The organism is Trabulsiella odontotermitis (assembly GCF_001297775.1).
In the GTDB taxonomy this organism is placed as follows: Bacteria; Pseudomonadota; Gammaproteobacteria; order Enterobacterales; family Enterobacteriaceae; genus Trabulsiella; species Trabulsiella odontotermitis.
On record NZ_LIFX01000001.1, the window covers coordinates 270220 to 296833 of the forward strand.

General features: G+C 56.1%; 29 protein-coding genes. 18 read left to right on the forward strand and 11 right to left on the reverse strand.

Annotated elements, in window-relative coordinates:
• From AOY23_RS01220 to coaD, 4 genes are all read left to right on the forward strand, one after another.
• Positions 1-990 (forward strand): glycosyltransferase, encoded by a 990-nt coding sequence (locus AOY23_RS01220; protein ID WP_054178039.1) that lies wholly within the window; start codon positions 1-3, stop codon positions 988-990.
• 65 nt (positions 991-1055) lie between these two features.
• Positions 1056-2330 carry a lipid IV(A) 3-deoxy-D-manno-octulosonic acid transferase gene (waaA, locus tag AOY23_RS01225; RefSeq protein ID WP_054178040.1) on the forward strand — a complete coding sequence of 425 codons (1275 nt, stop codon included), beginning with the start codon at positions 1056-1058 and terminating at the stop codon, positions 2328-2330.
• Positions 2330-3106 carry a glycosyltransferase family 2 protein gene (locus tag AOY23_RS01230; RefSeq protein ID WP_054178041.1) on the forward strand — a complete coding sequence of 259 codons (777 nt, stop codon included), beginning with the start codon at positions 2330-2332 and terminating at the stop codon, positions 3104-3106. Before waaA ends, AOY23_RS01230 begins: the two co-directional genes overlap by 1 nt.
• 2 nt (positions 3107-3108) lie before the next feature.
• Positions 3109-3588 carry a pantetheine-phosphate adenylyltransferase gene (gene coaD, locus AOY23_RS01235; RefSeq protein ID WP_054178042.1) on the forward strand — a complete coding sequence of 160 codons (480 nt, stop codon included), beginning with the start codon at positions 3109-3111 and terminating at the stop codon, positions 3586-3588.
• Here the strand turns inward: coaD and mutM are convergent, their stop codons facing one another.
• The 4 genes from mutM to radC all read right to left on the reverse strand — a co-directional run bounded on the left by mutM (position 3589) and on the right by radC (position 5776).
• Positions 3589-4398, reverse strand: coding sequence for a bifunctional DNA-formamidopyrimidine glycosylase/DNA-(apurinic or apyrimidinic site) lyase (gene mutM / locus AOY23_RS01240; protein WP_054178043.1), 810 nt, complete (start codon positions 4396-4398; stop codon positions 3589-3591).
• Positions 4399-4467: 69 nt separating this feature from the next.
• A complete protein-coding gene (gene rpmG / locus AOY23_RS01245) occupies positions 4468-4635 on the reverse strand; it encodes a 50S ribosomal protein L33 (protein ID WP_003024094.1) in 168 nt (55 codons plus the stop codon).
• A 22-nt stretch (positions 4636-4657) separates the two neighbouring features.
• Entirely contained in the window at positions 4658-4894 is a 237-nt protein-coding gene (rpmB, locus tag AOY23_RS01250) for a 50S ribosomal protein L28 (protein WP_002436699.1), read from the reverse strand.
• Positions 4895-5110: 216 nt separating this feature from the next.
• Positions 5111-5776, reverse strand: a complete 666-nt coding sequence (gene radC / locus AOY23_RS01255) for a RadC family protein (RefSeq protein ID WP_054178044.1) — start codon at positions 5774-5776, stop codon at positions 5111-5113.
• Positions 5777-5950: 174 nt separating this feature from the next.
• On the opposite strand from radC, the gene coaBC reads away from it, so the two are divergent.
• The 3 genes from coaBC (at position 5951) to slmA (ending at position 8307) form a co-directional block, all read left to right on the forward strand.
• Complete coding sequence (coaBC, locus tag AOY23_RS01260; protein ID WP_054178143.1) at positions 5951-7162, forward strand: bifunctional phosphopantothenoylcysteine decarboxylase/phosphopantothenate--cysteine ligase CoaBC; 1212 nt, start codon at positions 5951-5953, stop codon at positions 7160-7162.
• The gene (dut, locus tag AOY23_RS01265) at positions 7140-7598 is read left to right on the forward strand and encodes a dUTP diphosphatase (RefSeq protein WP_054178045.1); all 459 of its coding nucleotides are present in this window, start codon (positions 7140-7142) and stop codon (positions 7596-7598) included. Before coaBC ends, dut begins: the two co-directional genes overlap by 23 nt.
• A 112-nt stretch (positions 7599-7710) precedes the next feature.
• Entirely contained in the window at positions 7711-8307 is a 597-nt protein-coding gene (gene slmA / locus AOY23_RS01270; RefSeq protein ID WP_054178046.1) for a nucleoid occlusion factor SlmA, read from the forward strand.
• 39 nt (positions 8308-8346) lie between these two features.
• Here the strand turns inward: slmA and pyrE are convergent, their stop codons facing one another.
• On the reverse strand, positions 8347-8988 hold the full coding sequence (gene pyrE, locus AOY23_RS01275; protein WP_054178047.1) for an orotate phosphoribosyltransferase: 642 nt from the start codon (positions 8986-8988) through the stop codon (positions 8347-8349).
• A gap of 62 nt (positions 8989-9050) precedes the next feature.
• Positions 9051-9767, reverse strand: coding sequence for a ribonuclease PH (gene rph / locus AOY23_RS01280; RefSeq protein WP_038161379.1), 717 nt, complete (start codon positions 9765-9767; stop codon positions 9051-9053).
• Positions 9768-9894: 127 nt separating this feature from the next.
• Between rph and AOY23_RS01285 the strand changes: the two genes are divergently transcribed.
• The gene (locus AOY23_RS01285) at positions 9895-10758 is read left to right on the forward strand and encodes a YicC/YloC family endoribonuclease (protein WP_054178048.1); all 864 of its coding nucleotides are present in this window, start codon (positions 9895-9897) and stop codon (positions 10756-10758) included.
• A 195-nt stretch (positions 10759-10953) separates the two neighbouring features.
• Complete coding sequence (locus AOY23_RS01290) at positions 10954-11571, forward strand: trimeric intracellular cation channel family protein (RefSeq protein ID WP_054178049.1); 618 nt, start codon at positions 10954-10956, stop codon at positions 11569-11571.
• Here the strand turns inward: AOY23_RS01290 and ligB are convergent.
• Positions 11565-13247: an NAD-dependent DNA ligase LigB gene (gene ligB, locus AOY23_RS01295; protein ID WP_054178050.1), complete on the reverse strand. Its 1683-nt coding sequence runs from the start codon at positions 13245-13247 to the stop codon at positions 11565-11567. The two genes, AOY23_RS01290 and ligB, sit on opposite strands and share 7 nt — an antisense overlap.
• 257 nt (positions 13248-13504) lie before the next feature.
• Between ligB and gmk the strand changes: the two genes are divergently transcribed.
• From gmk to fpr, 7 genes are all read left to right on the forward strand, one after another.
• The gene (gene gmk, locus AOY23_RS01300) at positions 13505-14128 is read left to right on the forward strand and encodes a guanylate kinase (RefSeq protein WP_054178051.1); all 624 of its coding nucleotides are present in this window, start codon (positions 13505-13507) and stop codon (positions 14126-14128) included.
• A gap of 54 nt (positions 14129-14182) precedes the next feature.
• Complete coding sequence (rpoZ, locus tag AOY23_RS01305; protein ID WP_000135058.1) at positions 14183-14458, forward strand: DNA-directed RNA polymerase subunit omega; 276 nt, start codon at positions 14183-14185, stop codon at positions 14456-14458.
• A 19-nt stretch (positions 14459-14477) separates the two neighbouring features.
• Positions 14478-16595, forward strand: a complete 2118-nt coding sequence (gene spoT, locus AOY23_RS01310) for a bifunctional GTP diphosphokinase/guanosine-3',5'-bis pyrophosphate 3'-pyrophosphohydrolase (RefSeq protein WP_054178052.1) — start codon at positions 14478-14480, stop codon at positions 16593-16595.
• A gap of 4 nt (positions 16596-16599) precedes the next feature.
• Positions 16600-17289: a tRNA (guanosine(18)-2'-O)-methyltransferase TrmH gene (gene trmH, locus AOY23_RS01315; protein ID WP_054178053.1), complete on the forward strand. Its 690-nt coding sequence runs from the start codon at positions 16600-16602 to the stop codon at positions 17287-17289.
• 3 nt (positions 17290-17292) lie between these two features.
• Positions 17293-19374 (forward strand): ATP-dependent DNA helicase RecG, encoded by a 2082-nt coding sequence (gene recG, locus AOY23_RS01320; RefSeq protein ID WP_054178054.1) that lies wholly within the window; start codon positions 17293-17295, stop codon positions 19372-19374.
• 48 nt (positions 19375-19422) lie between these two features.
• A complete protein-coding gene (glpX, locus tag AOY23_RS01325; protein ID WP_054178055.1) occupies positions 19423-20433 on the forward strand; it encodes a class II fructose-bisphosphatase in 1011 nt (336 codons plus the stop codon).
• Between the two features lie 95 nt (positions 20434-20528).
• Positions 20529-21275, forward strand: a complete 747-nt coding sequence (gene fpr / locus AOY23_RS01330) for a ferredoxin--NADP(+) reductase (RefSeq protein ID WP_054178056.1) — start codon at positions 20529-20531, stop codon at positions 21273-21275.
• On the opposite strand, the gene AOY23_RS01335 is transcribed toward fpr, so the two are convergent.
• The gene (locus AOY23_RS01335; protein ID WP_054178057.1) at positions 21276-21695 is read right to left on the reverse strand and encodes a DUF805 domain-containing protein; all 420 of its coding nucleotides are present in this window, start codon (positions 21693-21695) and stop codon (positions 21276-21278) included.
• A gap of 111 nt (positions 21696-21806) precedes the next feature.
• Between AOY23_RS01335 and AOY23_RS01340 the strand changes: the two genes are divergently transcribed.
• A complete protein-coding gene (locus AOY23_RS01340) occupies positions 21807-22406 on the forward strand; it encodes a DUF1454 family protein (RefSeq protein ID WP_054178058.1) in 600 nt (199 codons plus the stop codon).
• Positions 22407-22515: 109 nt separating this feature from the next.
• On the forward strand, positions 22516-23283 hold the full coding sequence (gene tpiA, locus AOY23_RS01345) for a triose-phosphate isomerase (RefSeq protein ID WP_054178059.1): 768 nt from the start codon (positions 22516-22518) through the stop codon (positions 23281-23283).
• A 47-nt stretch (positions 23284-23330) separates the two neighbouring features.
• On the opposite strand, the gene AOY23_RS01350 is transcribed toward tpiA, so the two are convergent.
• From AOY23_RS01350 to AOY23_RS01360, 3 genes are all read right to left on the reverse strand, one after another.
• On the reverse strand, positions 23331-24632 hold the full coding sequence (locus tag AOY23_RS01350; protein ID WP_054178060.1) for an SLC13 family permease: 1302 nt from the start codon (positions 24630-24632) through the stop codon (positions 23331-23333).
• A gap of 72 nt (positions 24633-24704) precedes the next feature.
• On the reverse strand, positions 24705-25460 hold the full coding sequence (locus tag AOY23_RS01355) for a CDP-diacylglycerol diphosphatase (protein WP_054178061.1): 756 nt from the start codon (positions 25458-25460) through the stop codon (positions 24705-24707).
• Positions 25461-25553: 93 nt separating this feature from the next.
• Entirely contained in the window at positions 25554-26543 is a 990-nt protein-coding gene (locus AOY23_RS01360) for a sulfate ABC transporter substrate-binding protein (protein ID WP_049848718.1), read from the reverse strand.
• Between the last annotated feature and the right edge of the window lie 71 nt (positions 26544-26614).

Below are 26614 nucleotides of genomic sequence, written 5' to 3' on the forward strand. Positions count from 1 at the left end.
ATGCAACTCCCGACATCGCCACTGCTGAGTGTGGTTGTGGCCGTTTATAACGGCGAGGCTTTTTTAGATCAGTTTTTCTCCTGCTTAGTTGCGCAGAACATCGACAGCATGGAAGTCATCATCGTTAATGATGGCTCCACCGATGGCTCTTTGGGCATTGTCGAAAAATGGCGCGAGCAGCTTCCGCACATGCAGGTGCTGGAGCAGGAGAATCAGGGCGTCTCCGCCGCGCGCAATACAGGTCTCGCGGTCGCAACGGGTCAGTACCTCTCTTTTCCTGATATTGATGATTATTTCAAGCCTGGCATGTATCAGCGCCTGCTGGACATGGCGCTGGAGAATACGCTGGACGTCGTCACCTGCAACGGTAACTACGTCTGGGAAAACGACAAAAAACCGTCGCGCCCTATCTTTCCGCTCGATAAGCTGCCATCCACCGGTGTGTTGACCGGCCCGGCCTGGCTGAAACAGGCGCTGGATTCCCGCAAGTTCCTGCACGTCACCTGGCTGAATCTGTATCGCCACGACTTTATTCGTCAGCACAATTTCCACTTCGAGCCCGGTTTACGCCATCAGGATATTCCGTGGACCACCGAAGTGCTGCTGGTCGCCGAACGCGTTCAGTACACCAGCGAGCAGTTTTACGATTACTACATCCATTCCGCCTCGGTTTCCCATAAACCCGACACCGACGACACGCTGATCCGCTCCGCGCGGCACTACATGAAGATTCTGCAAATGCTGGATGCCATCAACCAGCGTTACCCGGATAAAGTCAGCCGTATTCCGGCCTGCCACTGGCAAATCGCCAAAGAAGGGTTAGGGATCATTCATACCTTCGACAATATGAAGGACGAACAGAAAAAGGCGATGATCATTCGGGAGTTCTTTGAACGCGGCATCTGGACACTGATCTGGAAGAGTGCGAAAAGCCCGCGACTGCGCTGGCGGCTTGGTCGTCGGTACTTTCGTTTGAAGCGTTATATTTAGGGAGTAGCTTTACTCCGGCTAAATGCTTAGAATTTGCCCGCTAAAACAAAAAACGGATATCACTCTTGGAATTGCTTTATACCGCCCTGCTCTACCTTATTCAGCCGCTGGTCTGGTTGCGATTGCTGTTACGCAGCCGGAAAGCGCCCGCTTACAGAAAACGCTGGGCCGAAAGGTACGGCTTTTGTAAAAACAAGGTGGCGCCGGAGGGTATTCTTCTGCACTCCGTTTCCGTCGGCGAAACGCTGGCGGCTATTCCGTTAGTTCGCGCGCTGCGCCACCGTTATCCGACCCTGCCGATTACCGTGACAACCATGACCCCAACGGGTTCTGAACGTGCCATGTCGGCGTTCGGTAAAGACGTTCATCACGTTTATCTGCCTTACGATCTTCCCTGCGCCATGAACCGTTTTCTCGATACCGTGCGTCCGAAGCTGGTGATCGTGATGGAAACAGAGCTGTGGCCCAACATGATCTCTGCGCTTAATAAGCGCAAAATCCCGCTGGTCATCGCCAATGCGCGCCTTTCTGAGCGCTCGGCGAAAGGCTATGGCAAGCTGGGCAGTTTCATGCGTCGGTTGCTGAGTAAAATCACGCTGATCGCCGCGCAGAACGAAGAAGACGGCAACCGTTTTCTCTCCCTGGGCCTGAAACGCAATCAACTGGCGATTACCGGCAGCCTGAAATTTGATATTTCCGTCACGCCAGAACTTGCCGCGCGCGCTATCACCCTGCGTCGCCAGTGGGCGCCGCGTCGCCAGGTCTGGATAGCCACCAGCACCCACGACGGTGAAGAACAAATTATTCTGCAGGCGCACAAGGAACTGCTGAAAAGCTTCCCGGAACTCCTGCTGATTCTGGTTCCCCGCCACCCTGAACGTTTCAACGATGCCCGTCAGATGGTGCAAAAAGCGGGCATGAGCTTCACCCTGCGCAGCACTGGCGAGATCCCGTCCGGCAGTACGCAGGTGGTGATTGGCGACACGATGGGCGAACTGATGCTGTTGTACGGCATTGCCGATCTCGCGTTTGTGGGCGGTAGCCTGGTGGAGCGTGGCGGTCATAACCCGCTCGAACCCGCCGCACACGCCATTCCGGTACTGATGGGGCCGCACACGTTCAACTTTAAAGATATCTGCGCCCGTCTTCAGCAAGCCGACGGCCTGATCACCGTGACCGATGAAGCCTCGCTGGTTAAAGAGGTCGCCAATCTGCTTACCGACGAAGATTATCGCCTGTGGTATGGCCGACACGCGGTCGAGGTGCTACACCAGAATCAGGGCGCGCTGTCGCGTCTGCTGGAGTTACTTCAACCCTACCTGCCACAGCGGAGCCACTAATGACCATGCGCCTGTCGGTGGTGATGATCGCAAAAAATGCAGCCGACCTGCTGGTGGAGTGCATCGCCTCGGTTCGCTGGGCCGATGAAATCATCCTGCTGGACTCCGGCAGCAGCGACAATACCGTGGAACTGGCGCAGAGCCTCGGCGTAAAGGTATACAGCCACACCGACTGGCAAGGCTACGGCCCTCAGCGCCAGCGCGCGCAGTCGTATGCGACGGGTGATTATGTCCTGATGATCGACACCGACGAGCGCGTGACGCCTGAACTGGAGCAGTCTCTGCGCCAGGTGCTGGCCTCGCCGCAGCCCGGTGCGGTCTATAGCATCGCGCGGCAGAACTATTTCTTGGGTCGTTTTATGCGCCACAGCGGCTGGTATCCGGATCGTGTTATACGCTTGTACGAACGCGAACGTTTTCAGTATAACGATAACCAGGTACACGAATCGCTCGACTGTCAGGGCGCCCCGATCATCGAACTGAACGGTGATTTGCGCCACCTGACCTGCCGCGATTTTGCCAGCTTCCAGCAAAAACAACTCGCTTATGCCACGGCATGGGCGCAGGAACGCCATCAGAAGGGCAAACGCGTGACGCTGGCGGGTGTCTTCGGGCATACACTGGGCGCGTTTGTGAAAACGCTGCTGATTCGCGGGGGCGTGCTGGATGGCGCGCAGGGATGGTTACTGGCGGTGGTCAACGCGCAGTATACTTTCAACAAATACACCGGGCTGTGGGCGCTGAACCATGGCTACTCAGAATCAGAGAAAGCGTAAACATGGCGACAAAAGCGATCTATCCAGGCACCTTCGACCCAATCACCAACGGACATATCGATATCGTCACTCGCGCGGCCTGTATGTTCGATACAGTGATCCTGGCGATTGCCGCCAGTCCGGGCAAAAAGCCGATGTTTGACCTTGACGAACGCGTCGCGCTGGCACAGCAGGCGACCGCACATCTGAGTAACGTCGTGGTGATGGGGTTTGGCGATCTGATGGCCAATTTCGCCCGCGCGCAGCAGGCGAATATCCTGATCCGCGGGCTGCGGGCGGTCGCTGACTTTGAATACGAAATGCAACTGGCGCATATGAATCGCCACCTGATGCCGGAACTGGAAAGCGTTTTCCTGATGCCGTCAAAAGAGTGGTCGTTTATTTCGTCATCGCTGGTGAAAGAAGTCGCACGTCATCATGGTGACGTCACCCACTTCCTGCCCCCTCACGTGCATCAGGCGTTGCTGGAAAAACTCAAATAATCACTTCTGACAGTGGCGGCAATAAAAGGTCGCGCGCTGGGCGTGTTTGCTGGCGATAATCGGCGCACCGCACACGCGGCAGGGCTCACCCTTGCGGCCATAGACCTGTAATTCCTGCGCAAAATAACCGGGTTTACCGTCACTTTGCAGGAAATCCTTCAGCGTGGTTCCGCCCTGTTCAATCGACCGTAGCAGCACGGTTTTTATCGCCTGAACCAGTAATTCACACTCTTCCCGCGACAGCGACGAAGCCATGCGATCAGGATGGATCCCGGCGGCAAACAGCGATTCGCTGGCATAGATATTCCCTACACCCACCACCAGTTTGTTATCCATCAGCCACGGTTTAATGGCGATTTTCTTCTTCGCGCATTTTTGCTGCAGATAGTCGCTGTTGAACGCATCACTCAGCGGTTCCGGCCCGAGGTGCGCCAGCACGTTGTGCCCTTCAAGTTCTTTGGTCCACAACCAGGCACCAAAACGGCGAGGATCGGTGTAGCGCAGCACTTTGCCATTACTGAGCACCAGATCAACATGGTCATGTTTTTCGGCCGGGATTTCTTCGGCGAGAATACGCAGGCTGCCGGACATACCGAGGTGGATAATGATCCAGCCATCAGGCAGTTCAAGCAGCAGGTATTTGGCGCGACGCTGAACGCTCAGCACCGGCTTATCGCTCAGGCGATGAATTTCTTCTGAAACGGGCCAGCGCAGACGACCATTGCGCACCACGGCATGCAGTATGGTTGCTCCCACCAGATGCGGCTCGATACCGCGACGGCTGGTTTCTACCTCGGGTAATTCCGGCATGGTTTTATTCTCCTGGCCCTGAAAACAGAAAACCCCGCCGGAGCGAGGTTTTCGTACAATCCACTAAAATTATTTGATTTTAGCTTCTTTGTAAAGAACGTGCTGACGGACCACTGGATCGAATTTTTTCAGTTCCAGTTTTTCCGGCTTAGTACGTTTGTTCTTCGTGGTGGTATAGAAGTGACCCGTACCAGCAGAAGAAACCAGCTTGATCTTCTCACGAATACCTTTAGCCATGATTTATTTCCTCTCTAAGTACTTAGTACTTTTCGCCACGGGCACGCAGCTCAGACAGAACTGTATCGATGCCTTTCTTATCAATTACACGCATACCTTTAGCAGATACACGCAGGGTGACAAAACGCTTCTCGCTCTCAACCCAGAAACGGTGAGAGTGCAGGTTCGGCAGGAAACGGCGTTTAGTCGCGTTCAGTGCGTGGGAACGGTTGTTACCGGTCACCGGACGCTTGCCAGTAACTTGGCAGACTCGGGACATGTCTATTCTCCAAAAATCAAATTAGCTCGAGCTTCGTATGGGGTATTGGCGCCTCGTCAGGCTGTAAAGCCCAGTCATGGCGGTTCTTAGTGAACCCCCGATTGCCAGGCCCAAATGCCAAACCCGAGATTCTCAAAGGTGGCGTAGTATACGCTGAGTCGGCGGTGTGCTCAAGTCCCGAACAGACAAAGATCCCGATGGATCGCGCGATCGGCGCTAAATCCAGCCGCGTTCCGCAAAAGAAACCGACTCCCCATGACCAATAACCAGATGGTCGAGAACGCGTATATCCATGAAATAACAGCATTTCATGATTTCTTTCGTGATTATTCTATCCGCTTTGCTCGGCTCTGCCAAACCAGAAGGATGATTATGGGCGAGGATCAGCGACGACGCGTTCACTTTGATGGCTTCTCGTACAATTTCCCGGGGATAAACCTCAACATGGCTGAACGTCCCGGCAAAAAGCCGGCTGTGCTTAATCACCCGGTTCTGATTATCAAGGAAGATCACCAGAAAGATCTCGCGTTCCTCATCCGCCAGCTGGCTTTGCAGAAACTCCCGCGTCATGTCCGGGCTGGAGAGCGAATACGTTTCCTGCACCCGCGTGTTGTAGTAGCGTTTCGCCAGCTCGGCAATCCCTTTCAACTGGGCGAATGTGGCGACACCCATGCCGTACACCTCGGTGATCTCTTTTCTGTCCGCCGACAGCAAACCATAGAGCGAACCAAAATGCTGCAACAGTTCCAGCGACCAGCTGAGGACATCTTTCCCGCGCGTTCCCGTACGCAAAAAGAGCGCCAGCAGTTCAACATCCGAGAGCGCTTCAATGCCGCTACGCAGCATTTTTTCCCGCGGCATGATGTATTCCATTGATTCCATTATTGCTCCTTTGTCTCCTCACGCCAGAGAGTGGCACACTCCGCCACGCTCGCCGACAGGCTTCTTTTCGTCTTGCGTAGCGCCTCGCAAAGTGGAGCCGCCACAAGCGCACGACCGCGAAAGGATTGTGATAAAATGTCCCACTCTGGTTTACCCCAACAGGAAAGAATCATGATGAGCCTGGCCGGTAAGAAAATCGTTCTTGGCGTGAGCGGCGGTATCGCGGCTTATAAAGCGCCCGAACTGGTGCGTCGTCTTCGCGAGCGCGGCGCTGAAGTGCGCGTCGCCATGACTGACGCGGCAAAAGCGTTTATCACGCCGATGAGTCTGCAGGCGGTATCGGGTTATCCGGTGTCCGACAGCCTGCTGGATCCGGCTGCCGAAGCCGCCATGGGCCATATCGAGCTCGGCAAGTGGGCCGATCTGGTCATCCTTGCCCCGGCCACGGCCGATTTAATTGCCCGCATCGCCGCGGGTATGGCCAATGATCTGGTGTCGACGATTTGTCTGGCGACGCCATCACCGGTGGCTATCGTTCCGGCGATGAACCAACAGATGTACCGCGCCGCCGCCACGCAGCATAATCTCAGCGTGCTGGCGTCGCGCGGCGTTCTGTTGTGGGGCCCGGACAGCGGCAGTCAGGCGTGTGGCGACGTTGGCCCAGGCCGGATGCTCGACCCGCTGACGATTGTCGACATGGCTGCCACTCACTTCTCGCCTGTCAACGATCTGCAACATCTCAACATCATGATTACCGCGGGCCCGACTCGCGAACCGCTGGATCCGGTGCGTTACATTACCAATCACAGTTCCGGTAAAATGGGCTTTGCGATTGCCGCTGCGGCGGCAAAACGCGGTGCGAATGTGACGCTAATCAGCGGCCCTGTATCGTTGCCTACCCCGCCGTTTGTGCAACGGGTAGATGTTACAACAGCGCTGGAAATGGAAGCTGCTGTGCAGGCTTCTGTGCAGAATCAGCAGATTTTTATTGGCTGCGCCGCCGTTGCCGACTATCGTGCCGCTGCCATTGCCGATGCAAAAATTAAAAAGCAGGGCGACGAATTAACGATAAAAATGGTGAAAAACCCTGATATCGTGGCGGGCGTGGCCGCGCTGACCCGCCACCGTCCCTTTGTCGTAGGATTTGCCGCAGAAACGAATAATGTGGAAGAATACGCGCGGCAAAAACGCGTCCGTAAAAACCTCGATCTGATTTGTGCTAATGATGTATCGCAAGCAAATCAAGGTTTTAACAGCGACAGCAACGCATTGCATCTTTTCTGGCAAGAAGGAGATAAACGCCTGCCGCTTGAGCGTAAGGAACTCCTGGGCCAACTATTACTGGACGAGATCGTTACCCGTTATGATGAAAAAAATCGACGTTAAGATTCTGGACCCGCGCATTGGCGAACAGTTCCCACTGCCGACCTATGCCACCTCCGGCTCCGCCGGACTTGATCTGCGAGCCTGTCTTGATGACGCCGTAGAGCTTGCGCCGGGTGCCACCACGCTGCTGCCAACCGGCCTGGCGATTCATATCGCTGATCCGTCGCTGGCGGCGGTGATTCTGCCGCGTTCCGGCCTCGGCCATAAGCACGGTATCGTGCTGGGCAACCTTGTCGGCCTGATCGATTCCGATTATCAGGGGCAACTGATGGTTTCCGTGTGGAACCGCGGCCAGGACAGCTTCACTATCCAGCCAGGCGAGCGTGTCGCACAAATGGTCTTTGTGCCCGTTGTCCAGGCAGAGTTTAATCTGGTGGAAGCGTTCGACGAGAGCGATCGCGGCGAAGGTGGTTTCGGCCATTCCGGGCGCCACTAAACAACCACGCCCCACAGCGTAATAATGCTAAAACAAGCCGCAAACACATGTTTGCGGTCGCTGTGTGGATGGCTGCCCGGTAACTGTTTATATTTCAGGGGTATTTTAGAACATGGCAGAAAAACAAACTGCGAAAAGGAACCGTCGCGAAGAAATACTTCAATCTCTGGCGCTCATGCTGGAATCCAGCGATGGCAGTCAACGTATTACTACGGCAAAACTGGCAGCATCCGTGGGTGTTTCCGAAGCGGCGTTGTATCGTCATTTTCCCAGTAAAACCCGCATGTTCGATAGCCTCATTGAGTTTATCGAAGACAGCCTGACGACCCGTATCAACCTGATCATGAAGGATGAAAAAGACACCGCCGCGCGCGTGCGTCTTATCGTGCTACTGGTGCTCGGCTTTGGTGAACGTAATCCGGGGTTAACCCGCATTCTCACCGGCCATGCGCTGATGTTTGAACAGGACAGGTTACAGGGCAGAATCAATCAGCTTTTCGAACGCATTGAATCGCAACTGCGCCAGGTGCTGAGAGAAAAGAAAATGCGTGAAGGCGAAGGGTATCAGACTGACGAAACGCTGCTGGCAAGCCAGTTACTGGCGTATTGCGAAGGGATGCTCTCACGTTTTGTGCGCAGCGAATTTAAATATAGTCCGACGGACGACTTCGACGCCCGCTGGCCGCTCCTCGCCGCACAACTGCAGTAACCACTGGCCCGGTTTGCCACCGGGCAGTTTTCGTTCGGCTTATACGCCATACTCTTTGCGATACGCGCGCACTGCCGCCAGATGTTCCGCCATTTCAGGCTTCTCTTCCAGATAAGCAATCAGATCTTTCAGGGTGATGATCGAAATCACGCCGCAGCCGTAATCACGCTCGACTTCCTGAATCGCGGAAATATCCGCACGGCCACGCTCCTGACGGTCCAGCGAAATCAGCACGCCAGCCAGCGTCGCGCCATGCGCCTGGATAATCTCCATGGACTCACGAATCGCCGTTCCCGCGGTAATCACATCGTCCACCAGCATCACGCGGCCCTGCAACGGGCTGCCTACCAGGTTTCCGCCTTCACCGTGATCTTTGGCTTCTTTGCGGTTAAAGCAGTACGGATAATCACGGTCATGGTGTTCCGCCAGCGCAACGGCTGTGGTGGTGGCAATGGGGATCCCTTTGTAAGCCGGTCCAAACAGCAGGTCAAAATCAATGCCGGAATCCACTAACGCTTCCGCATAGAAACGGCCCAACAGTGCCAGATCGCGCCCGGTATTAAACAGCCCGGCGTTGAAGAAATAGGGGCTCTTACGCCCGGATTTCAGCGTAAATTCGCCAAACTTCAGTACCTGCTTGCCAAGCGCAAATTCAATAAACTGGCGCTGATATGGTTTCATGGATTCGCTCCTCATCTCACTTAATAACAGACAAAAAAAAGGGCGACTACGTCGCCCTGAAATCAATTTTCTAACGCCGCTTTCTGCGTCGCTACAATGGATTCGATTCCCCCCCTGGCCAGTGCCAGCAAGGTGAGAAGTTCTTCGTGGGTGAATGGCTCGCCTTCGGCCGTGCCCTGCACCTCAATGATGCGCCCGTCTTCGGTCATCACGACGTTCATGTCGGTTTCTGCGGCGGAATCTTCAACATACTCCAGATCGCAGACCGCAGCGCCATCCACAATTCCGACCGAAACCGCGGCCACCATCCCTTTCATCGGGTTGGTTTTGAGTTTGCCTGCCGCCACCAGTTTATTCAGCGCATCCGCCAGCGCTACACAGGCACCAGTGATAGACGCGGTGCGGGTGCCACCATCAGCCTGAATCACATCGCAATCGAGGGTAATGGTGAACTCGCCCAGCGTTTTCAGATCCACCGCCGCTCGCAACGCACGGGCGATCAATCGCTGGATTTCCATGGTGCGGCCGCCCTGCTTGCCTTTAGCGGCTTCACGGGCGTTACGGGTGTGGGTCGCACGTGGCAGCATGCCATATTCGGCGGTGATCCAGCCCTGCCCCTGGCCTTTCAGAAAACGGGGAACACCTTCTTCGATCGAGGCGGTACACAATACTTTAGTGTCGCCAAATTCGACCAGCACGGAGCCTTCAGCGTGTTTTGTATAGTTACGGGTCAGGGTTACGGGGCGCACCTGATGAGCGCTACGACCTGCTGGACGCATGATGTTATTCTCCGGCGTGAAACGAATGTGGCTGCGCATTATACGGATTAAACGCGCTTATTCCTATCCCGTACGGTCCCGGAAAGCTATAATCCCCCCATCTCTCCGACAAAAAACGGGAACGTCTATGATCCGCAGTATGACCGCCTATGCCCGGCGTGAAATCAAGGGTGAGTGGGGCACTGCCGCGTGGGAACTGCGCTCGGTAAACCAACGTTATCTGGAAACCTATTTTCGTCTGCCGGAACAGTTCCGCAGCCTTGAGCCTGTGGTGCGTGAGCGCATCCGCGCCCGCCTGACGCGCGGGAAAATCGAATGTAACCTGCGGTTTGAGCCTGATGCCAGTGCGCAAGGGGAATTAATCCTCAATGAAAAACTGGCTAAACAGCTGGTCAGCGCCGCCAACTGGGTCAAAATGCAGAGCGATGAAGGCGAAATCGATCCGGTCGATATTCTGCGCTGGCCTGGCGTAATGGCGGCTCAAGAACAGGATCTGGACGCTATCGCTGCGGAAATCCTCACGGCGCTGGATGGCGCGCTGGATGATTTCATCGTCGCTCGCGAAACTGAAGGTCAGGCGCTGAAAGCGCTGATCGAACAGCGTCTGGAAGGTGTGAGTACGGAAGTGGGTAAAGTCCGCGCGCATATGCCAGAAATCCTGCAATGGCAGCGCGACCGTCTGGTGGCGAAGCTGGAAGAGGCGGAAGTGCAACTGGAAAACAACCGTCTGGAGCAGGAACTGGTGCTGATGGCGCAGCGTATCGACGTTGCCGAAGAGCTGGATCGCCTGGAAGCGCACGTGAAGGAAACCTATAACATCCTGAAGAAGAAAGAAGCGGTCGGCCGCCGTCTCGACTTCATGATGCAGGAATTCAACCGCGAATCGAACACGCTGGCCTCGAAATCCATCAATGCGGAAGTGACCAATTCCGCCATCGAACTGAAAGTGCTGATCGAGCAAATGCGCGAGCAGATTCAGAATATCGAGTAGGATTCAGGTACGTTCAGAACATAAATTCATCATCGCTAAGTCCGCATCATTGCGGACTTTTTTGAAACGTCAGTATTAAGCTTTTTCAAACATAAACATTAGAAATACTTATCCGAAACGCCTCGCGTTAGAAAATCTAAATCGTGATCGTGCGCACAAAACGCTAAGCTGCCGCCATCGTTGACGGGGGCAAGCATGCTGCTACACATTCTCTATTTAATTGGTATCACCGCGGAAGCCATGACCGGGGCGCTGGCCGCAGGTCGCCGCCGCATGGATACCTTTGGTGTCATTATTATTGCTACTGCGACCGCCCTCGGTGGAGGCTCCGTCCGCGACATCCTGCTGGGACACTACCCGCTGGGTTGGGTTAAGCATCCCGAATACGTCATCATTGTTGCCACCGCTGCCGTGTTAACAACCATTTTCGCCCCTGTGATGCCGCACCTTCGTCGGCTTTTTCTGCTGCTGGACGCGCTGGGCCTGGTGGTGTTTTCCATCATCGGCGCGCAAATCGCGCTGGATATGGGCGAAGGGCCGGTTATCGCGACCATCGCTGCCGTTGTCACCGGCGTGTTTGGTGGCGTGCTGCGCGACATGTTCTGCAAACGCATTCCGCTGGTATTCCAGAAAGAACTGTACGCGGGCGTTTCGTTTGCCGCCGCGGTGCTGTACATCGCGCTGCAGCATTACGTCAGCAACCATGACGTGGTGGTGATTTCGACATTGCTGTTCGGTTTTACCGCTCGCCTGCTGGCGCTGCGCCTGAAACTGGGCTTGCCCGTTTTTGATTACAAGCACAGCGCTCACTGAGCAGAAAAACCCGCTATCTTCTGCTCGCTCAACCATGTTGCCAGTTGACCTGTCGCTTCGCTGTGAAGCCACTGGCGGATCTGCGTTGCCCGTTGTACCCCGGTACCGGGCAGCGCTCGCCAGTCCGCATCGCTTTTCGCCATGAGCTGCATCCAGGTATTACCGGCAATACTGTTCAGCGTCTCCTGGCTGAGCGGGATCCCCATCGCGACGATCCAGCGTCGGAAAGGCTGAGTACGGGCGAGGTTAAAACGGTGCCACAGTTGTAACCCCCGGGCGGCGGTTAACCCCGGTGTAGCCTGTAGTTGTTCCGGTGTCAGTGCCAGCCAGGAAAAAAGATGGCTGAAATGATGAGCTCGGTGCAATGTCTGCCAGGTGGCCGCGCCAATGCCGTCGATATCCAGCGCCTGTGGCGAACTGCTCCAGACCAGTCGTGACAGAAACTGTGCTTCGCACTCAGGCGTTGAGAAGTAACAGGTTAATGGCGTGAAATGCGCCGCTGGCGGCTCTGGCTTGTGGCGTTCGGCGCTTCGCCAGACTACGCTGTCAATCCGTGGAATGCCCTGTCCGGCGAGGCTTACCTGTACCTGATCGCCCGGCGCGAGATCCAGATGCTTCCAGCGATTCACTGAGCCAATATTCACCCGCTGCACTCGCTTATCGTCCAGTTGTACCGGCTCAAGCTGCGCAACGACGGCGATTTTTCCGGTGCGACCGACCGTAAAATTGACCGCTTTCACCTCGGCTACCTGCGCCACGGGAGCGTATTTCCACGCCACTATCCAGTTTTCCTGCCCCGGTAACCAGTGCTTACCAGAAGGTTCCGACGCCGCTCTGACCACCACGCCATCCGTCACAAACGGTAGCGGTGAGCTAAACCAGTGCTCGCGCTGCGCTGTAACCTGCGCCACTGTGGTGACGGGCAGGGTGTACTGAGAAACCCAGTCAAAACCGGCGTCTCGCAGCAATGTCAGGCGTTGATTCATGTTTTTCGGGCCATCCGGCCAGGCCCAGACGAACAGCGAGAGCGCCTGCAACGAGGCTGGCGTGCTTTTACGCATCATCGCACCTGCCACTTTCGCCCGGGCGTTCATGCCGCCCATGTGCTTTTGAATGTGCCCGTCGCGCCGCAAAAACAGCTCACCCTGTAATACGCTATTCGCCAGCTCGCCGGTGACTGTCTGTGGAACCGCGGGGATGAGCCTGACGCGCGCCGTCCAGTCCTCCCCTTTTAAACCGTCGCCCCGGCTGATGGCCTGAACCAGCTTGCCCTCGCGATACACCAGCGTCACGGCAACACCGTCGACTTTTGGCTGGATCCATAACGCCGATTTGCCTTTCATCCACCCGGCGAGGGCGGTGGCATCCGGCAGTTTTTTCACGCCAGTATGGGCGACAGGGTGAACGATGCCTTTTTGCAGCATCGGCGGTGTGAGTTCCGGAGATGTCTCTTTCCCGAAGCAACGCCGCCACTGCGCCAGACGCGCGGATAACTGATCGTAAACCGCGTCGTTAACTCCGCTGGCCCCCTGTGACCAGTAAGCGTCGTTCCACTGTGCTATCTGCTCACTCAGCCGCGCAATCTCCTCGTCAGCCCTGGCGGTTGACCAGACAGGGCATGCCGCGCTCACTGAACCACAGACCATAAAAACCAGCCACCATCCCCATTTCGCCATTGTTGTGTCTCCTTTCAGGCATCTTCGCGGATTTAACGCGTTGATTTCTTTTATGGCGATGCACAATGTCTGGCGTTGCGTAGCGGATTCCAGGGTTTTAGCGTTGTTGCAGCAACTGACAAGGAAATCAGGAAAACTGCGCGCAAAATGCAATTAACCGCGGTAAAAAGTGTGACAAAAGCTACGTCACCCGAGCGCGGCGTGTATAATAGGCTCGTATGTAGACTTCTCTCGATAACCACATACAAAAGACTCTCATGGCTCAAGGCACGCTTTATATTGTTTCTGCCCCCAGTGGCGCGGGTAAATCAAGCCTGATTCAGGCGCTGTTAAAAACCCAACCGTTGTACGACACCCAGGTTTCTGTTTCACATACCACGCGCGCGCCGCGTCCGGGTGAAGTGCACGGCGAACACTATTACTTCGTCAATCATGATGAATTCCGTCAGATGATTGGCAAAGACGCGTTTCTTGAGCACGCAGAGGTTTTTGGTAACTATTACGGCACCTCTCGTGAAACCATCGAGCAGGTATTAGCCTCTGGCGTTGACGTATTCCTGGATATCGACTGGCAAGGCGCGTTGCAAATTCGCCAGAAAATGCCGCAAGCGCGCAGCATTTTTATTCTGCCGCCCTCGAAAGAGGAACTGGATCGCCGGTTGCGTGGACGCGGCCAGGATAGCGAAGAGGTGATTGCAAAACGTATGGCGCAGGCAGTTGCAGAAATGAGCCATTACGCGGAATATGATTACCTTATTGTGAACGATGATTTCGACACCGCGCTGGGCGATCTGAAAACCATCATTCGCGCTGAACGTCTGCGCATGAGCCGCCAAAAGCAGCGACATGACGCTTTAATCAGCAAACTATTGGCAGACTGAACCCACTTTCAGTATCATGCCCAGTCATTTCTTCACCTGTGGAGCATTTTAAGTATGGCACGCGTAACTGTTCAGGACGCTGTAGAGAAAATTGGTAACCGTTTTGACCTGGTACTGGTCGCCGCGCGTCGCGCTCGTCAGATGCAGGTAGGCGGAAAAGATCCGCTGGTACCGGAAGAAAACGATAAAACCACCGTTATCGCGCTGCGCGAAATCGAAGAAGGCCTGATTAACAACCAGATCCTCGACGTACGTGAGCGCCAGGAGCAGCAAGAGCAGGAAGCCGCAGAACTGCAGGCCGTAACCGCCATTGCTGAAGGTCGTCGTTAATTAAACCTGCGGGTCGCCCTTGTATCTGTTTGAAAGCCTGAATCAGCTGATTCAAACTTACCTGCCTGAAGATCAGATCAAGCGTCTTCAGCAGGCGTATCTCGTTGCACGTGACGCTCACGAGGGCCAGACACGTTCAAGCGGTGAACCTTATATCACGCACCCGGTGGCGGTGGCCTGTATCCTGGCCGAGATGAAACTCGACTACGAAACGCTGATGGCCGCTCTGCTGCATGACGTGATTGAAGATACCCCCGCCACCTACCAGGATATGGAACAGCTGTTTGGCAAAAGCGTTGCCGAACTGGTGGAAGGGGTGTCGAAACTTGATAAGCTCAAGTTTCGCGACAAGAAAGAGGCGCAGGCCGAAAACTTTCGCAAGATGATTATGGCGATGGTGCAGGATATCCGCGTCATTCTCATCAAACTCGCTGACCGCACCCATAATATGCGCACGCTGGGCGCTCTCCGCCCGGACAAGCGTCGACGCATCGCCCGTGAAACCCTCGAAATCTATAGCCCGCTGGCACACCGTTTAGGTATTCATCACATTAAAACTGAGCTTGAAGAGCTGGGTTTTGAAGCGTTGTACCCGAACCGCTATCGCGTGATTAAAGAGGTGGTGAAAGCTGCCCGCGGCAACCGTAAAGAGATGATTCAGAAAATCCTCTCTGAAATCGAAGGGCGTTTGCAGGAGGCGGGCATTCCCTGTCGCGTGAGCGGTCGTGAGAAGCATCTGTACTCCATCTACTGCAAAATGGTGCTGAAAGAGCAGCGTTTTCACTCCATCATGGATATCTACGCGTTCCGCGTAATTGTTCATGACCCGGATACCTGCTACCGCGTACTCGGCCAGATGCACAGCCTGTACAAGCCCCGTCCCGGGCGAGTTAAAGACTATATCGCCATTCCAAAGGCCAACGGCTATCAGTCGCTGCACACCTCCATGATTGGCCCGCACGGGGTGCCGGTTGAAGTTCAGATCCGTACTGAAGATATGGATCAAATGGCGGAAATGGGGGTCGCGGCGCACTGGGCTTACAAAGAGCATGGCGGCGAAAGCAGCACTACGGCACAAATCCGCGCCCAGCGCTGGATGCAGAGCCTGCTGGAACTCCAGCAAAGCGCCGGTAGCTCGTTTGAATTTATCGAAAGCGTAAAATCTGATCTCTTCCCGGATGAGATTTATGTTTTCACACCGGAAGGCCGCATTGTCGAATTACCGGCAGGCGCAACGCCGGTCGACTTCGCCTACGCGGTGCATACCGATATCGGTCACGCCTGCGTTGGCGCCCGCGTCGACCGCCAGCCTTACCCGCTGTCGCAACCGCTTTCCAGTGGTCAAACCGTTGAAATCATCACCGCCCCCGGCGCGCGCCCTAACGCCGCCTGGCTGAACTTTGTGGTGAGCTCGAAAGCGCGCGCTAAAATCCGCCAGTTGCTGAAAAACCTCAAACGTGATGATTCCGTCAGCCTGGGGCGTCGCCTGCTTAACCATGCGTTAGGCGGCAGCCGCAAACTGGCCGAAATCCCACAAGAGAACATTCAGCGCGAGCTTGATCGCATGAAACTGGCAAGCCTTGATGATCTGCTGGCGGAAATCGGCCTCGGCAATGCAATGAGCGTCGTGGTCGCGAAAAACCTGTTGCAGGGCGAAGCCGCTACGGCAGCACCGTCAACGGCGCAGGGCCACGGACATCTGCCGATCAAAGGCGCGGATGGCGTGCTGATCACCTTCGCCAAGTGCTGTCGCCCGATTCCCGGCGATCCGATCATCGCTCACGTCAGTCCTGGCAAAGGGCTGGTGATCCACCATGAATCCTGTCGCAACATTCGTGGCTATCAGAAAGAGCCCGAGAAATTCATGGCGGTGGAGTGGGATAAAGAGACCGAGCAGGAATTCATCACCGAAATTAAGGTGGATATGTTCAACCACCAGGGTGCGCTGGCAAACCTGACGGCAGCGATCAACACCGCGACGTCCAACATTCAGAGCCTGAATACGGAAGAGAAAGACGGCCGCGTATACAGCGCGTTTATCCGTCTGACCGCCCGCGATCGCGTTCATCTGGCGAATATCATGCGTAAAATTCGCGTGATGCCAGACGTGATTAAAGTCACCCGTAACCGAAACTAGAAACATGAATCAGAAACGTTATGAGCGCATTTGTGAAATGCTCGCCCGACGCCAGCCTGACCTGACCGTCTGTATGGAGCAGGTCCACAAACCTCATAATGTCTCCGCTATCATTCGTACCGCCGATGCGGTTGGCGTGCATGAAGTGCATGCCATCTGGCCTGGTAATCGCATGCGCACCATGGCATCCACGGCGGCGGGCAGCAACAGCTGGGTCAGCGTCAAAACGCACCCGACGATTGACGACGCTGTTACGCACCTGAAAGCGCGTGGCATGCAGGTACTGGCAACGCACCTTTCCGGGAAAGCCGTTGATTTTCGCGACATCGACTACACCCGCCCGACCTGCATTCTGATGGGTCAGGAGAAAACCGGGATCAGCCAGCAAGCCCTGGCGCTGGCGGACCAGGAGATCATCATCCCGATGATCGGCATGGTGCAGTCGCTGAACGTCTCCGTCGCTTCCGCGTTAATCCTCTATGAAGCGCAGCGCCAGCGGCAGAACGCCGGTATGTACGAGCGTGACAACAGTATGCTGCCGGAAGAGGAACAACAGCGTTTGCTGTTTGAAGGCGGTTATCCGGTGCTGGCGCGCGTCGCGAAGCGCAAAAAATTGCCTTACCCTCATGTGAATGCGTCCGGCGATATCGAAGCCGATGCAGCATGGTGGGCCACGATGCAGGCAGCGAGATAAGCCATGAGCGGCCGTCTGCTGGATGCCGTTCCGCTGAGTTCGCTCACCGGCGTTGGCGCGGCGCAGACCAGTAAGCTCGCCAAAATCGGCCTGCATACCGTGCAGGATTTACTCCTCCATCTGCCGCTGCGTTACGAAGATCGCACCCAACTCTACCCCATTAACGACCTGCTCCCCGGCGTCTACGCGACCGTGGAAGGCGAAGTGCTGAACTGCAACATCTCGTTTGGCGGCCGTCGGATGATGACCTGCCAGATCAGCGATGGCACCGGCATTCTCACCATGCGTTTTTTCAACTTCAACGCGGCGATGAAAAACAGCCTCGCGACCGGGCGTCGCGTGCTGGCCTATGGTGAAGCCAAACGCGGCAAATATGGCGCGGAAATGATCCACCCGGAATACCGCGTGCAGGGCGATCTCAGTACGCCGGAGCTGCAGGAAACGCTGACGCCGGTTTACCCGACGACCGAAGGCGTCAGGCAGGCGACGCTGCGCAAGCTCACCGATCAGGCGCTCGATTTGCTCGACACCTGCGCCATTACTGAACTGCTGCCACCCGATCTGGCGCAAGGAATGATGAGCCTGCCTCAAGCGCTGCGCACGCTGCATCGCCCGCCACCGACCATGCAGCTGAGCGACCTCGAAACCGGGCAACACCCGGCGCAACGGCGCCTGATTCTCGAAGAGCTGTTGGCGCATAACCTGAGCATGCTGGCGTTGCGCGCGGGCGCTCAGCGTTATCACGCCCAGCCACTCAGCCCGAAAGACGATTTGAAAAACCAGCTACTGGCCGCACTGCCGTTTAAACCTACCGGCGCGCAGGAACGTGTGGTCGCGGAAATCGAACGCGATATGGCGCTGGATATACCGATGATGCGTCTGGTGCAGGGCGATGTCGGTTCCGGTAAAACGCTGGTTGCCGCGCTGGCTGCGCTGCGGGCAATTGCCCATGGCAATCAGGTGGCGCTGATGGCGCCGACAGAGCTGCTCGCCGAACAGCATGCCAACAACTTCCGCAACTGGTTTGCCCCACTCGGCATTGAAGTGGGCTGGCTGGCGGGTAAACAGAAAGGCAAAGCGCGACAGGCGCAGCAGGAAGCCATCGCCCTCGGTCAGGTACAGATGGTTGTCGGCACCCATGCTATTTTTCAGGAACAGGTGCAGTTCAACGGCCTGGCGCTGGTGATCATCGATGAACAGCACCGTTTCGGCGTGCATCAGCGGCTGGCGCTGTGGGAAAAAGGCCAGCAGCAGGGTTTCCATCCGCATCAGTTGATCATGACCGCCACGCCGATTCCTCGCACCCTGGCAATGACTGCCTACGCCGATCTCGACACGTCCGTCATTGACGAACTGCCGCCGGGGCGTACGCCGGTATCGACTGTCGCCATCCCGGATACCCGTCGCCACGAGATTATCGACCGCGTGCGCCACGCCGGTACTGCTGAAGGGCGCCAGGCGTACTGGGTCTGTACACTCATTGAAGAGTCAGAGTTACTGGAAGCCCAGGCGGCAGAAGCCACCTGGGAAGAGCTTAAACTGGCACTGCCGGAACTGAAAATCGGTCTGGTACACGGTCGCATGAAGCCTGCTGAGAAGCAGGACGTCATGCAGGCATTTAAACAGGGCGACCTGCAACTGCTGGTAGCAACGACGGTCATTGAAGTGGGTGTGGACGTCCCTAACGCCAGCCTGATGATCATTGAAAACCCGGAACGGCTTGGCCTCGCGCAACTCCACCAGTTACGCGGGCGTGTCGGGCGCGGTGCCGTGGCTTCCCACTGCGTACTGCTCTACAAATCACCGCTGTCGAAAACTGCGCAAAAGCGTTTACAGGTATTGCGCGACAGCAATGACGGTTTCGTGATTGCCCAGAAAGACCTGGAGATCCGCGGCCCTGGCGAACTGCTCGGCACGCGCCAGACCGGTAACGCGGAGTTTAAAGTCGCGGACCTGCTGCGTGATCAGGGCATGATCCCCGACGTTCAGCGCATTGCCCGTCATATTCACGAACGTTATCCGGCGCAGGCACAGGCACTGATCGAACGCTGGATGCCGGAAACAGAACGCTATTCCAACGCGTAGTCCCCGAGCGGAGCGGACTTCGCCCATTTTCCTCCTGAAGAGTTTGTTATGAAACGAGAACTTGCCATCGAATTTTCACGCGTCACCGAAGCCGCCGCGCTGGCGGGCTATAAGTGGCTGGGCCGTGGTGATAAAAACACGGCGGACGGCGCGGCGGTCAACGCCATGCGCATCATGCTGAACCAGGTCAATATCGATGGCACCATCGTGATTGGCGAAGGCGAGATCGACGAAGCGCCGATGCTCTACATCGGCGAAAAAGTCGGCACCGGTAAAGGCGACGCGGTTGATATCGCCGTTGATCCGATTGAAGGTACCCGTATGACCGCGATGGGCCAGGCCAATGCGCTGGCGGTGCTGGCCGTGGGCGATAAAGGCACCTTTCTCAACGCGCCTGACATGTACATGGAAAAGCTGATCGTCGGCCCTGGCGCGAAAGGCGCCATCGACCTTAATCTGCCGCTGGCGGATAACCTGCGTAACGTCGCTGCCGCGCTCAATAAACCGCTCAGCGAGCTGACGGTGACCATTCTGGCGAAACCACGCCACGACACGGTTATCGCCGATATGCAGCAGCTTGGCGTACGCGTTTTTGCAATTCCTGATGGCGACGTGGCTTCCTCCATCCTTACCTGTATGCCGGACAGCGAAGTGGACGTGCTGTACGGCATTGGCGGCGCGCCGGAAGGCGTGGTTTCTGCGGCGGTGATCCGCGCGCTCGATGGTGATATGCACGGTCGGTTGCTGCCTCGTCATGAGGTAAAAGGCGACAACGACGAAAACCGCCGGATCGGTGAAAACGAGCTGGCGCGCTGTAAAGCGATGGGGATCGCCGCGAATCAGGTGCTGCAACTGAGCGACATGGCGCGCAACGATAACGTGATTTTCTCCGCCACCGGCATCACCAAAGGCGACCTGCTGGACGGCATCAGCCGCAAGGGGAATATCGCCACCACCGAAACCCTGCTGATCCGCGGGAAATCACGCACCATTCGCCGCATTCAGTCCATTCATTATCTCGATCGTAAAGACCCGGATGTGCAGCGCCATATCCTGTAAGCCATTTGTCTGATTGAGCTTTCCGGCCCTGCGGGGCTGGAAATCTGCGCCCTGAGTGGCGAAGATAAGGTATCGCATCAGAACAGGAGAAGATTATGGCGGACTGGGTTACTGGCAAAGTGGCGAAGGTGGAATACTGGACCGACGCACTGTTTAGTCTTACCGTCCATGCGCCTGTTCAGCCATTCACTGCCGGGCAGTTCACCAAACTGGGGCTGGAGATCGACGGCGAACGCGTCCAGCGTGCCTACTCCTACGTTAATGCTCCTGCTAACCCGGATCTTGAGTTTTACCTGGTGACCGTTCCCGATGGCAAACTGAGCCCACGTCTGGCCGCGCTGAAACCGGGCGACGATATCCAGCTGGTCAGCGAAGCCGCCGGATTCTTTGTACTTAACGAAGTTCCCGACTGCGAGACGCTGTGGATGCTGGCAACCGGCACCGCGCTTGGCCCGTATCTCTCGATTTTGCAGGACGGCAACGATCTTGACCGCTTTAAAAACCTGGTGCTGGTTCATGCGGTACGTTACGCCGCGGATTTAAGCTACCTGCCGCTGATGCTCGAACTGCAGAAGCGCTATGAAGGGAAGCTGCGGATCCAGACGGTGGTGAGTCGCGAAACGCTGTCTGGCTCGCTGACCGGACGCATTCCGGCGCTGATTGAAAATGGCGAGCTGGAAGCGGTGATCGGTCTGCCGATGACGGCAGAGACCAGCCACGTGATGCTGTGCGGCAACCCGCAAATGGTGCGCGATACCCAGCAATTACTGAAAGACACCCGGCAGATGACCAAACATCTGCGCCGCCGCCCGGGCCATATGACCGCCGAACACTACTGGTGATCAGCGGTATTTCACCTCCTGCGTCTCTTTACCGTATTTATTCTCGCCCTGGGTGCCGACAAACGCGCCCAGGTCAATCAGCATCATCACGATAATCAGCGTCGGAATAAAACGGCCCACACCCCACTGCCAAATACCGGGCAGCATGACCCAGTTTCCGGCGAGCAGCATCCACGCGAGGATCATCAGCAGCGCCCACAGCCCGGATTTCCCGCGATCATGCAGCCGTTTTACGGTAACGGCCGCCGTTGGCCATAACAGGCAGACGAGGGCGAAAGCCGCGGTTTGCAGACTCAGCCAGTTGCTACCGGCGAGGGTAAACAGCACAATCATCGCCAGGATCCAGACGCCTATCCAGATCCAGAAATCACGGCGCCCGAGGCGCCCTTTAATCGAAAAAAGCCACTGCTGTAGGGTCATTTCCCATTCCTTATTCTCATCGTGGCGCGTAGTTTACCCTGGTGACGTCTCTTTTTGACAAGCCAGACGCTTCCCGTTTTAATCGTCAGCAAAGGATCCGAGGATGGTAAAATGAAAAAGTGGATATCGCTGTGTTTCTTAACGCTTGTCGTCACGCTGGCAAGCTATCGTGCGTTGTCGGCTGAAGCGCCCGCCACCACGACGGCACCGTACCTGCTGCCGGGGGCGCCCACGTTCGATCTCTCCATCAGCCAGTTCCGGGAAAAATTCAACGCTGACAATCCCACCCTCGCGCTTAATGAATTTCGTTCCATTGGCGGCAGCCGCGACCCGCTCAATCTCACCCGCGCTGCCACCAAAATTAATGAAAATCTGTACGCTTCTACGGCCCTTGAGCGCGGTACGCTGAAAATAAAATCCATGCAGATCACCTGGCTGCCCATTCAGGGGCCGGAAAAAAAAGCAGCCAGAGATAAAGCGCTGGAATACATGGCCGCCCTCATCCGCACCTTTACCCCGGCACTGACTAAGCCACAAAGTCTGCAAAAGCTGCAAAAATTGCTGACGCTCGGTAAAGGCAAACATTACTACGCGGCCGCAGAAGGCGCGATTCGCTATGTGGTGGCAGATAACGGCGAAAAAGGGCTGACCTTCGCTGTTGAACCGATTAAGCTGGCGCTATCTGAGACCCTCGAGAGCAACAATAAATGATAAAAAGCAAAGCCATCCGGGTCATCAATCTCTATACTGTTTCACAGACAATGCTGCCCTGACGGGTGGTGATATTCCTTAATTCGCTTTTGTAGCGTGGAGAATTAAAATGCGACATCCTTTAGTGATGGGTAACTGGAAACTGAACGGCAGCCGCCACATGGTTAACGAACTGGTTGCGAACCTGCGTAAAGAACTGGCAGGCGTAACGGGTTGTGACGTCGCCATCGCTCCGCCGGAAATGTACCTTGATCTGGCGAAACAGGCCGCTGCTGGCAGCCACATCATCCTGGGCGCGCAGAATGTTGACGTTAACCTGTCCGGCGCATTCACCGGTGAAACCTCCGCTGAAATGCTGAAAGATATCGGCGCGAAATACATCATCATCGGCCACTCTGAGCGTCGCACCTACCACAAAGAATCCGACGAATTCATCGCCAAAAAATTTGCTGTGCTGAAAGAACAGGGTCTGACCCCGGTACTGTGCATCGGTGAAACCGAAGCAGAAAACGAAGCGGGCAAAACCGAAGAAGTGTGCGCACGTCAGATTGACGCAGTGCTGAAAACGCAGGGCGCTTCCGCGTTCGAAGGCGTGGTTATCGCTTACGAGCCAGTCTGGGCGATCGGTACCGGCAAATCTGCCACCCCGGCGCAGGCACAGGCGGTACATAAATTTATCCGTGACCATATCGCAAAAGCTGATGCGAAAATCGCTCAGCAGGTCATCATCCAGTACGGCGGTTCTGTTAACGCGTCTAACGCGGCAGAACTGTTCACCCAGCCGGACATTGACGGCGCGCTGGTTGGCGGTGCATCCCTGAAAGCAGACGCTTTCGCGGTGATCGTTAAAGCAGCTGAAGCCGCTAAACAGGCGTAATGCTGTTGTGGCGGGTGGCGCTTGCGCTTACCCGCCCTACAAAACGACTACAACTGATCCAACACCCTGAACCACAGATAATCCAGTGGCAGCAGAATCAGATAGCTCGCTAACGCCAGCGCCACGCACAGCATCATCCCCGCCCGCGCAGGCACCTTTCCTAATCCCATCGCCACCACAATCGGCGACGCCTGATAAGGCAACAGCGGTGTGGAATACCCCAGCACCTGAATCATGATCACGCTTAACAGCGGGAACCCGGTGGCATCGGCAAAGCTCTGCGCAAACGTCGTATACAGCGCCGGTACGCCATTGGCGGTCATAATGAAGTTCAGCGCCGTGGTGATCCCGGTCAGCGCGAGGAAACTGACGAACGGGCGTTGCGGGTCGAGCGGCATCACCTTCAGCAGCGCACCGCCTACTGCGTCGCCAATACCGGTTTGCGTGACGATAATGGCCAGTCCGAGGATCCCGGCGACGTAAATGCAGGTGCGAATATTCACGCCGGTCGAGAACTCTTCCCCGCTGATAAACCCGATGCGTGGCAGCAGTGTCACGCAGGCGGCAGCAAGCCCGGTCCACGCGGGGCCAATGCCGTGCCAGCTCTCGGTGACCCACAGGGTCAGCACCACCGCCAGCATCCAGGCCAGCCGTTTTTCGTCTGCGCTCATCGGCGGCGGCGGCGTCAGTTCGCGCGGCGGGTGTGGTTTGCCCGGAAACAGCCAGCAAATCAGGCCAATCAGGATCATGCCTTTCAGCCACCCCAGCACCGGCGTGTGGAGCAACAGATAAGGCACGTAGTTGAGATGAATGCCGTAGGAACCTTCCGACGCCCCGCTCATTACCAGATTCGGCACGTTTGCCGGCAGAATGGTGGCAGAAAGCTGGAAGGTACCGAAACCGACCGCCAGCGCCAGCCCGTACCAGGCACGGGTGTTTTCATGGATACCGGCGCGGGTCGCCATGGCTGCCACCACCGGCATTAACAACGCAATGCGCCCCATGTTCGACGGCATAACAAACGCCAGCGCATAACTGAGCAGCACCACGCTCGCCACCATTTGCAGCCACGAGTCGGTCAGCCGCGACGACAGTGCGCGCGCCGCCCGGTCGGCCAGCCCGGTTTTACGAATGGCGATCCCGAGGACAAACCCGCTGAACACCAGCCAGAAGGCAGAAGAGGCGAAACCGCCGAAAATCATCTCTGCTGGCGCGACTTTTGCCATCATCGCCACCGTAAAAAACAGCAGTGCGGTGATGAATTCCGGCAATAGCGAGGTCGCCCACAGCAGGACGGTGACGCCAACAATCAGAGATGGAAGAAACAGAGGGTGTGAAAGCCAGGACATACCTGTCTCCTGTCGTTTTTTTCAGCAAGAATACGACGACAGAAGAGACAGGTAAATGCCGGAGTTAGTGAGTTATTGCAGAATATCGCATTGATGATCCTGGATTTCTTCCGAAGATGCCAGGTTCAGCGTCAGCAGATTGCGCTCGGTGGCGAGCAATACAAAGGAACCATCGCTCTGCTGCGCCATCGCCAGCGCAAAACGCCCCATATGATCACGCGCTTCCGGCACCTCTTCCGCCAGCATCAGGAACGGGCTGCGCTGCGCCAGCTCGCTTTCCGTTACCCGGCGCGCCAGATATTCGTGCCCCATCAGTCCGCCCGGCAACGGCAGCCAGCGCGTGCTGACAGACGCCATATCGCCGTTAAGCTGTTCACGGACATCTTTTCGCAGGCAGGAAATATGAATATGGAAATGGTTTTGCGTCCGGCCGATACGCGAGTTGATCGCCAGTGAGACGGCCTCATCCGGTACTGGTGCGCCGTGACGCTTGCTCAGCATGTTACGCCCCTGCCACGCCTGCCAGAAAAAGTTCGGCGTCCGCGGGTCGAGCAGCAGCGGGCTTTCGGTACCGTTGATGCGGTACGTTGGCATTAACAGATACTGCAACGGGCCATTGCGATCCTTGAACAGGACATAACCGCCCTGCAAATTCACCTCGTCACAGGGCGCGGTCGGCTGTTGTTGTTGCGCCTTAGGCACGCACTCGCCTAACACCTTGTCGCGCAGCGCGTCAGGGTTGCCGGAATGCAGCCAGTACCAGCCGCCAGCGATGACGGCCACCACGATAATCAGCAGCACCAGCAATATACGTCGTATTCTTCTCATTGTGCTTTCTCTGGTTGAATGCGAACCGGAAGAGTACAGCATAATGATGACCAAATAAAAACGGCCCCGCAGGGCCGCATACTTTTTTCGTATTTACCGCTTACTGATCTGATCGAAGGTACCGCCGTTGGAGAAGTGCTCTTTCTGTGCCTTCGTCCAGCCGCCAAACTCTTCATCAATGGTAAACAGCTTCAGTTTCGGGAATGCGCTGTCATATTTTTTCGCTATCGCCGGATCACGCGGGCGATAAAAGTTCTTCGCCGCGATCTCCTGGCCTTCCGGTGAGTAGAGATATTTCAGATAGGCTTCCGCGACGGCCTGAGTGCCTTTTTTCTCGGCGACTTTGTCGACGACAGAAACGGTCGGCTCAGCCAGAATCGATTCGCTCGGGGTGACGATTTCAAACTTGTCTTTACCCAGCTCGTTAGTCGCCAGCAGCGCTTCGTTTTCCCAGGCAATCAGCACATCACCGATACCGCGTTCCACGAAGGTGTTGGTGGCGCCACGGGCACCGGAATCCAGCACTTCCACGTTTTTAAACAGCGCTTTCACGAATTCCTGCGCTTTTGCCTGATCGCCATTGTTATGGTGCAGCGCGTAACCCCAGGCCGCCAGATAGTTCCAGCGAGCGCCGCCGGAGCTTTTCGGGTTCGGGGTGATGATCGACACGCCCGGCTTAATCAAATCGTTCCAGTCGTGGATCTGTTTCGGGTTGCCTTTACGCACCAGGAAAACGATGGTGGAGGTGTACGGTGCGGAGTTATCCGGCAGGCGCTTGATCCAGTTTTTATCGATGCGGCCACGCTCGGCAATGGCATCAACGTCATAGGCCAGCGCGAGGGTGACCACGTCCGCTTCAAGACCGTTGATCACCGACGTCGCCTGTTTGCCCGATCCGCCGTGCGACTGGCGAATCACCACGTTATCGCCGGTTTCCTGTTTCCAGTGCGCGCTGAATGCTTTGTTGTACTGTTCATACAGTTCGCGTGTCGGATCATACGATACGTTTAATAACTGAATATCCTTTGCCAGAATGCTGGTAGAGACCAGCAAAAGCGTTAACCCCAAATGCCACTTTTTCATCGCCCGCTCTCTTATGCTGTGTTGTGATGAAAACAGCCTGCCAGAAAGCGATCCAATGATTAAAGAATAAA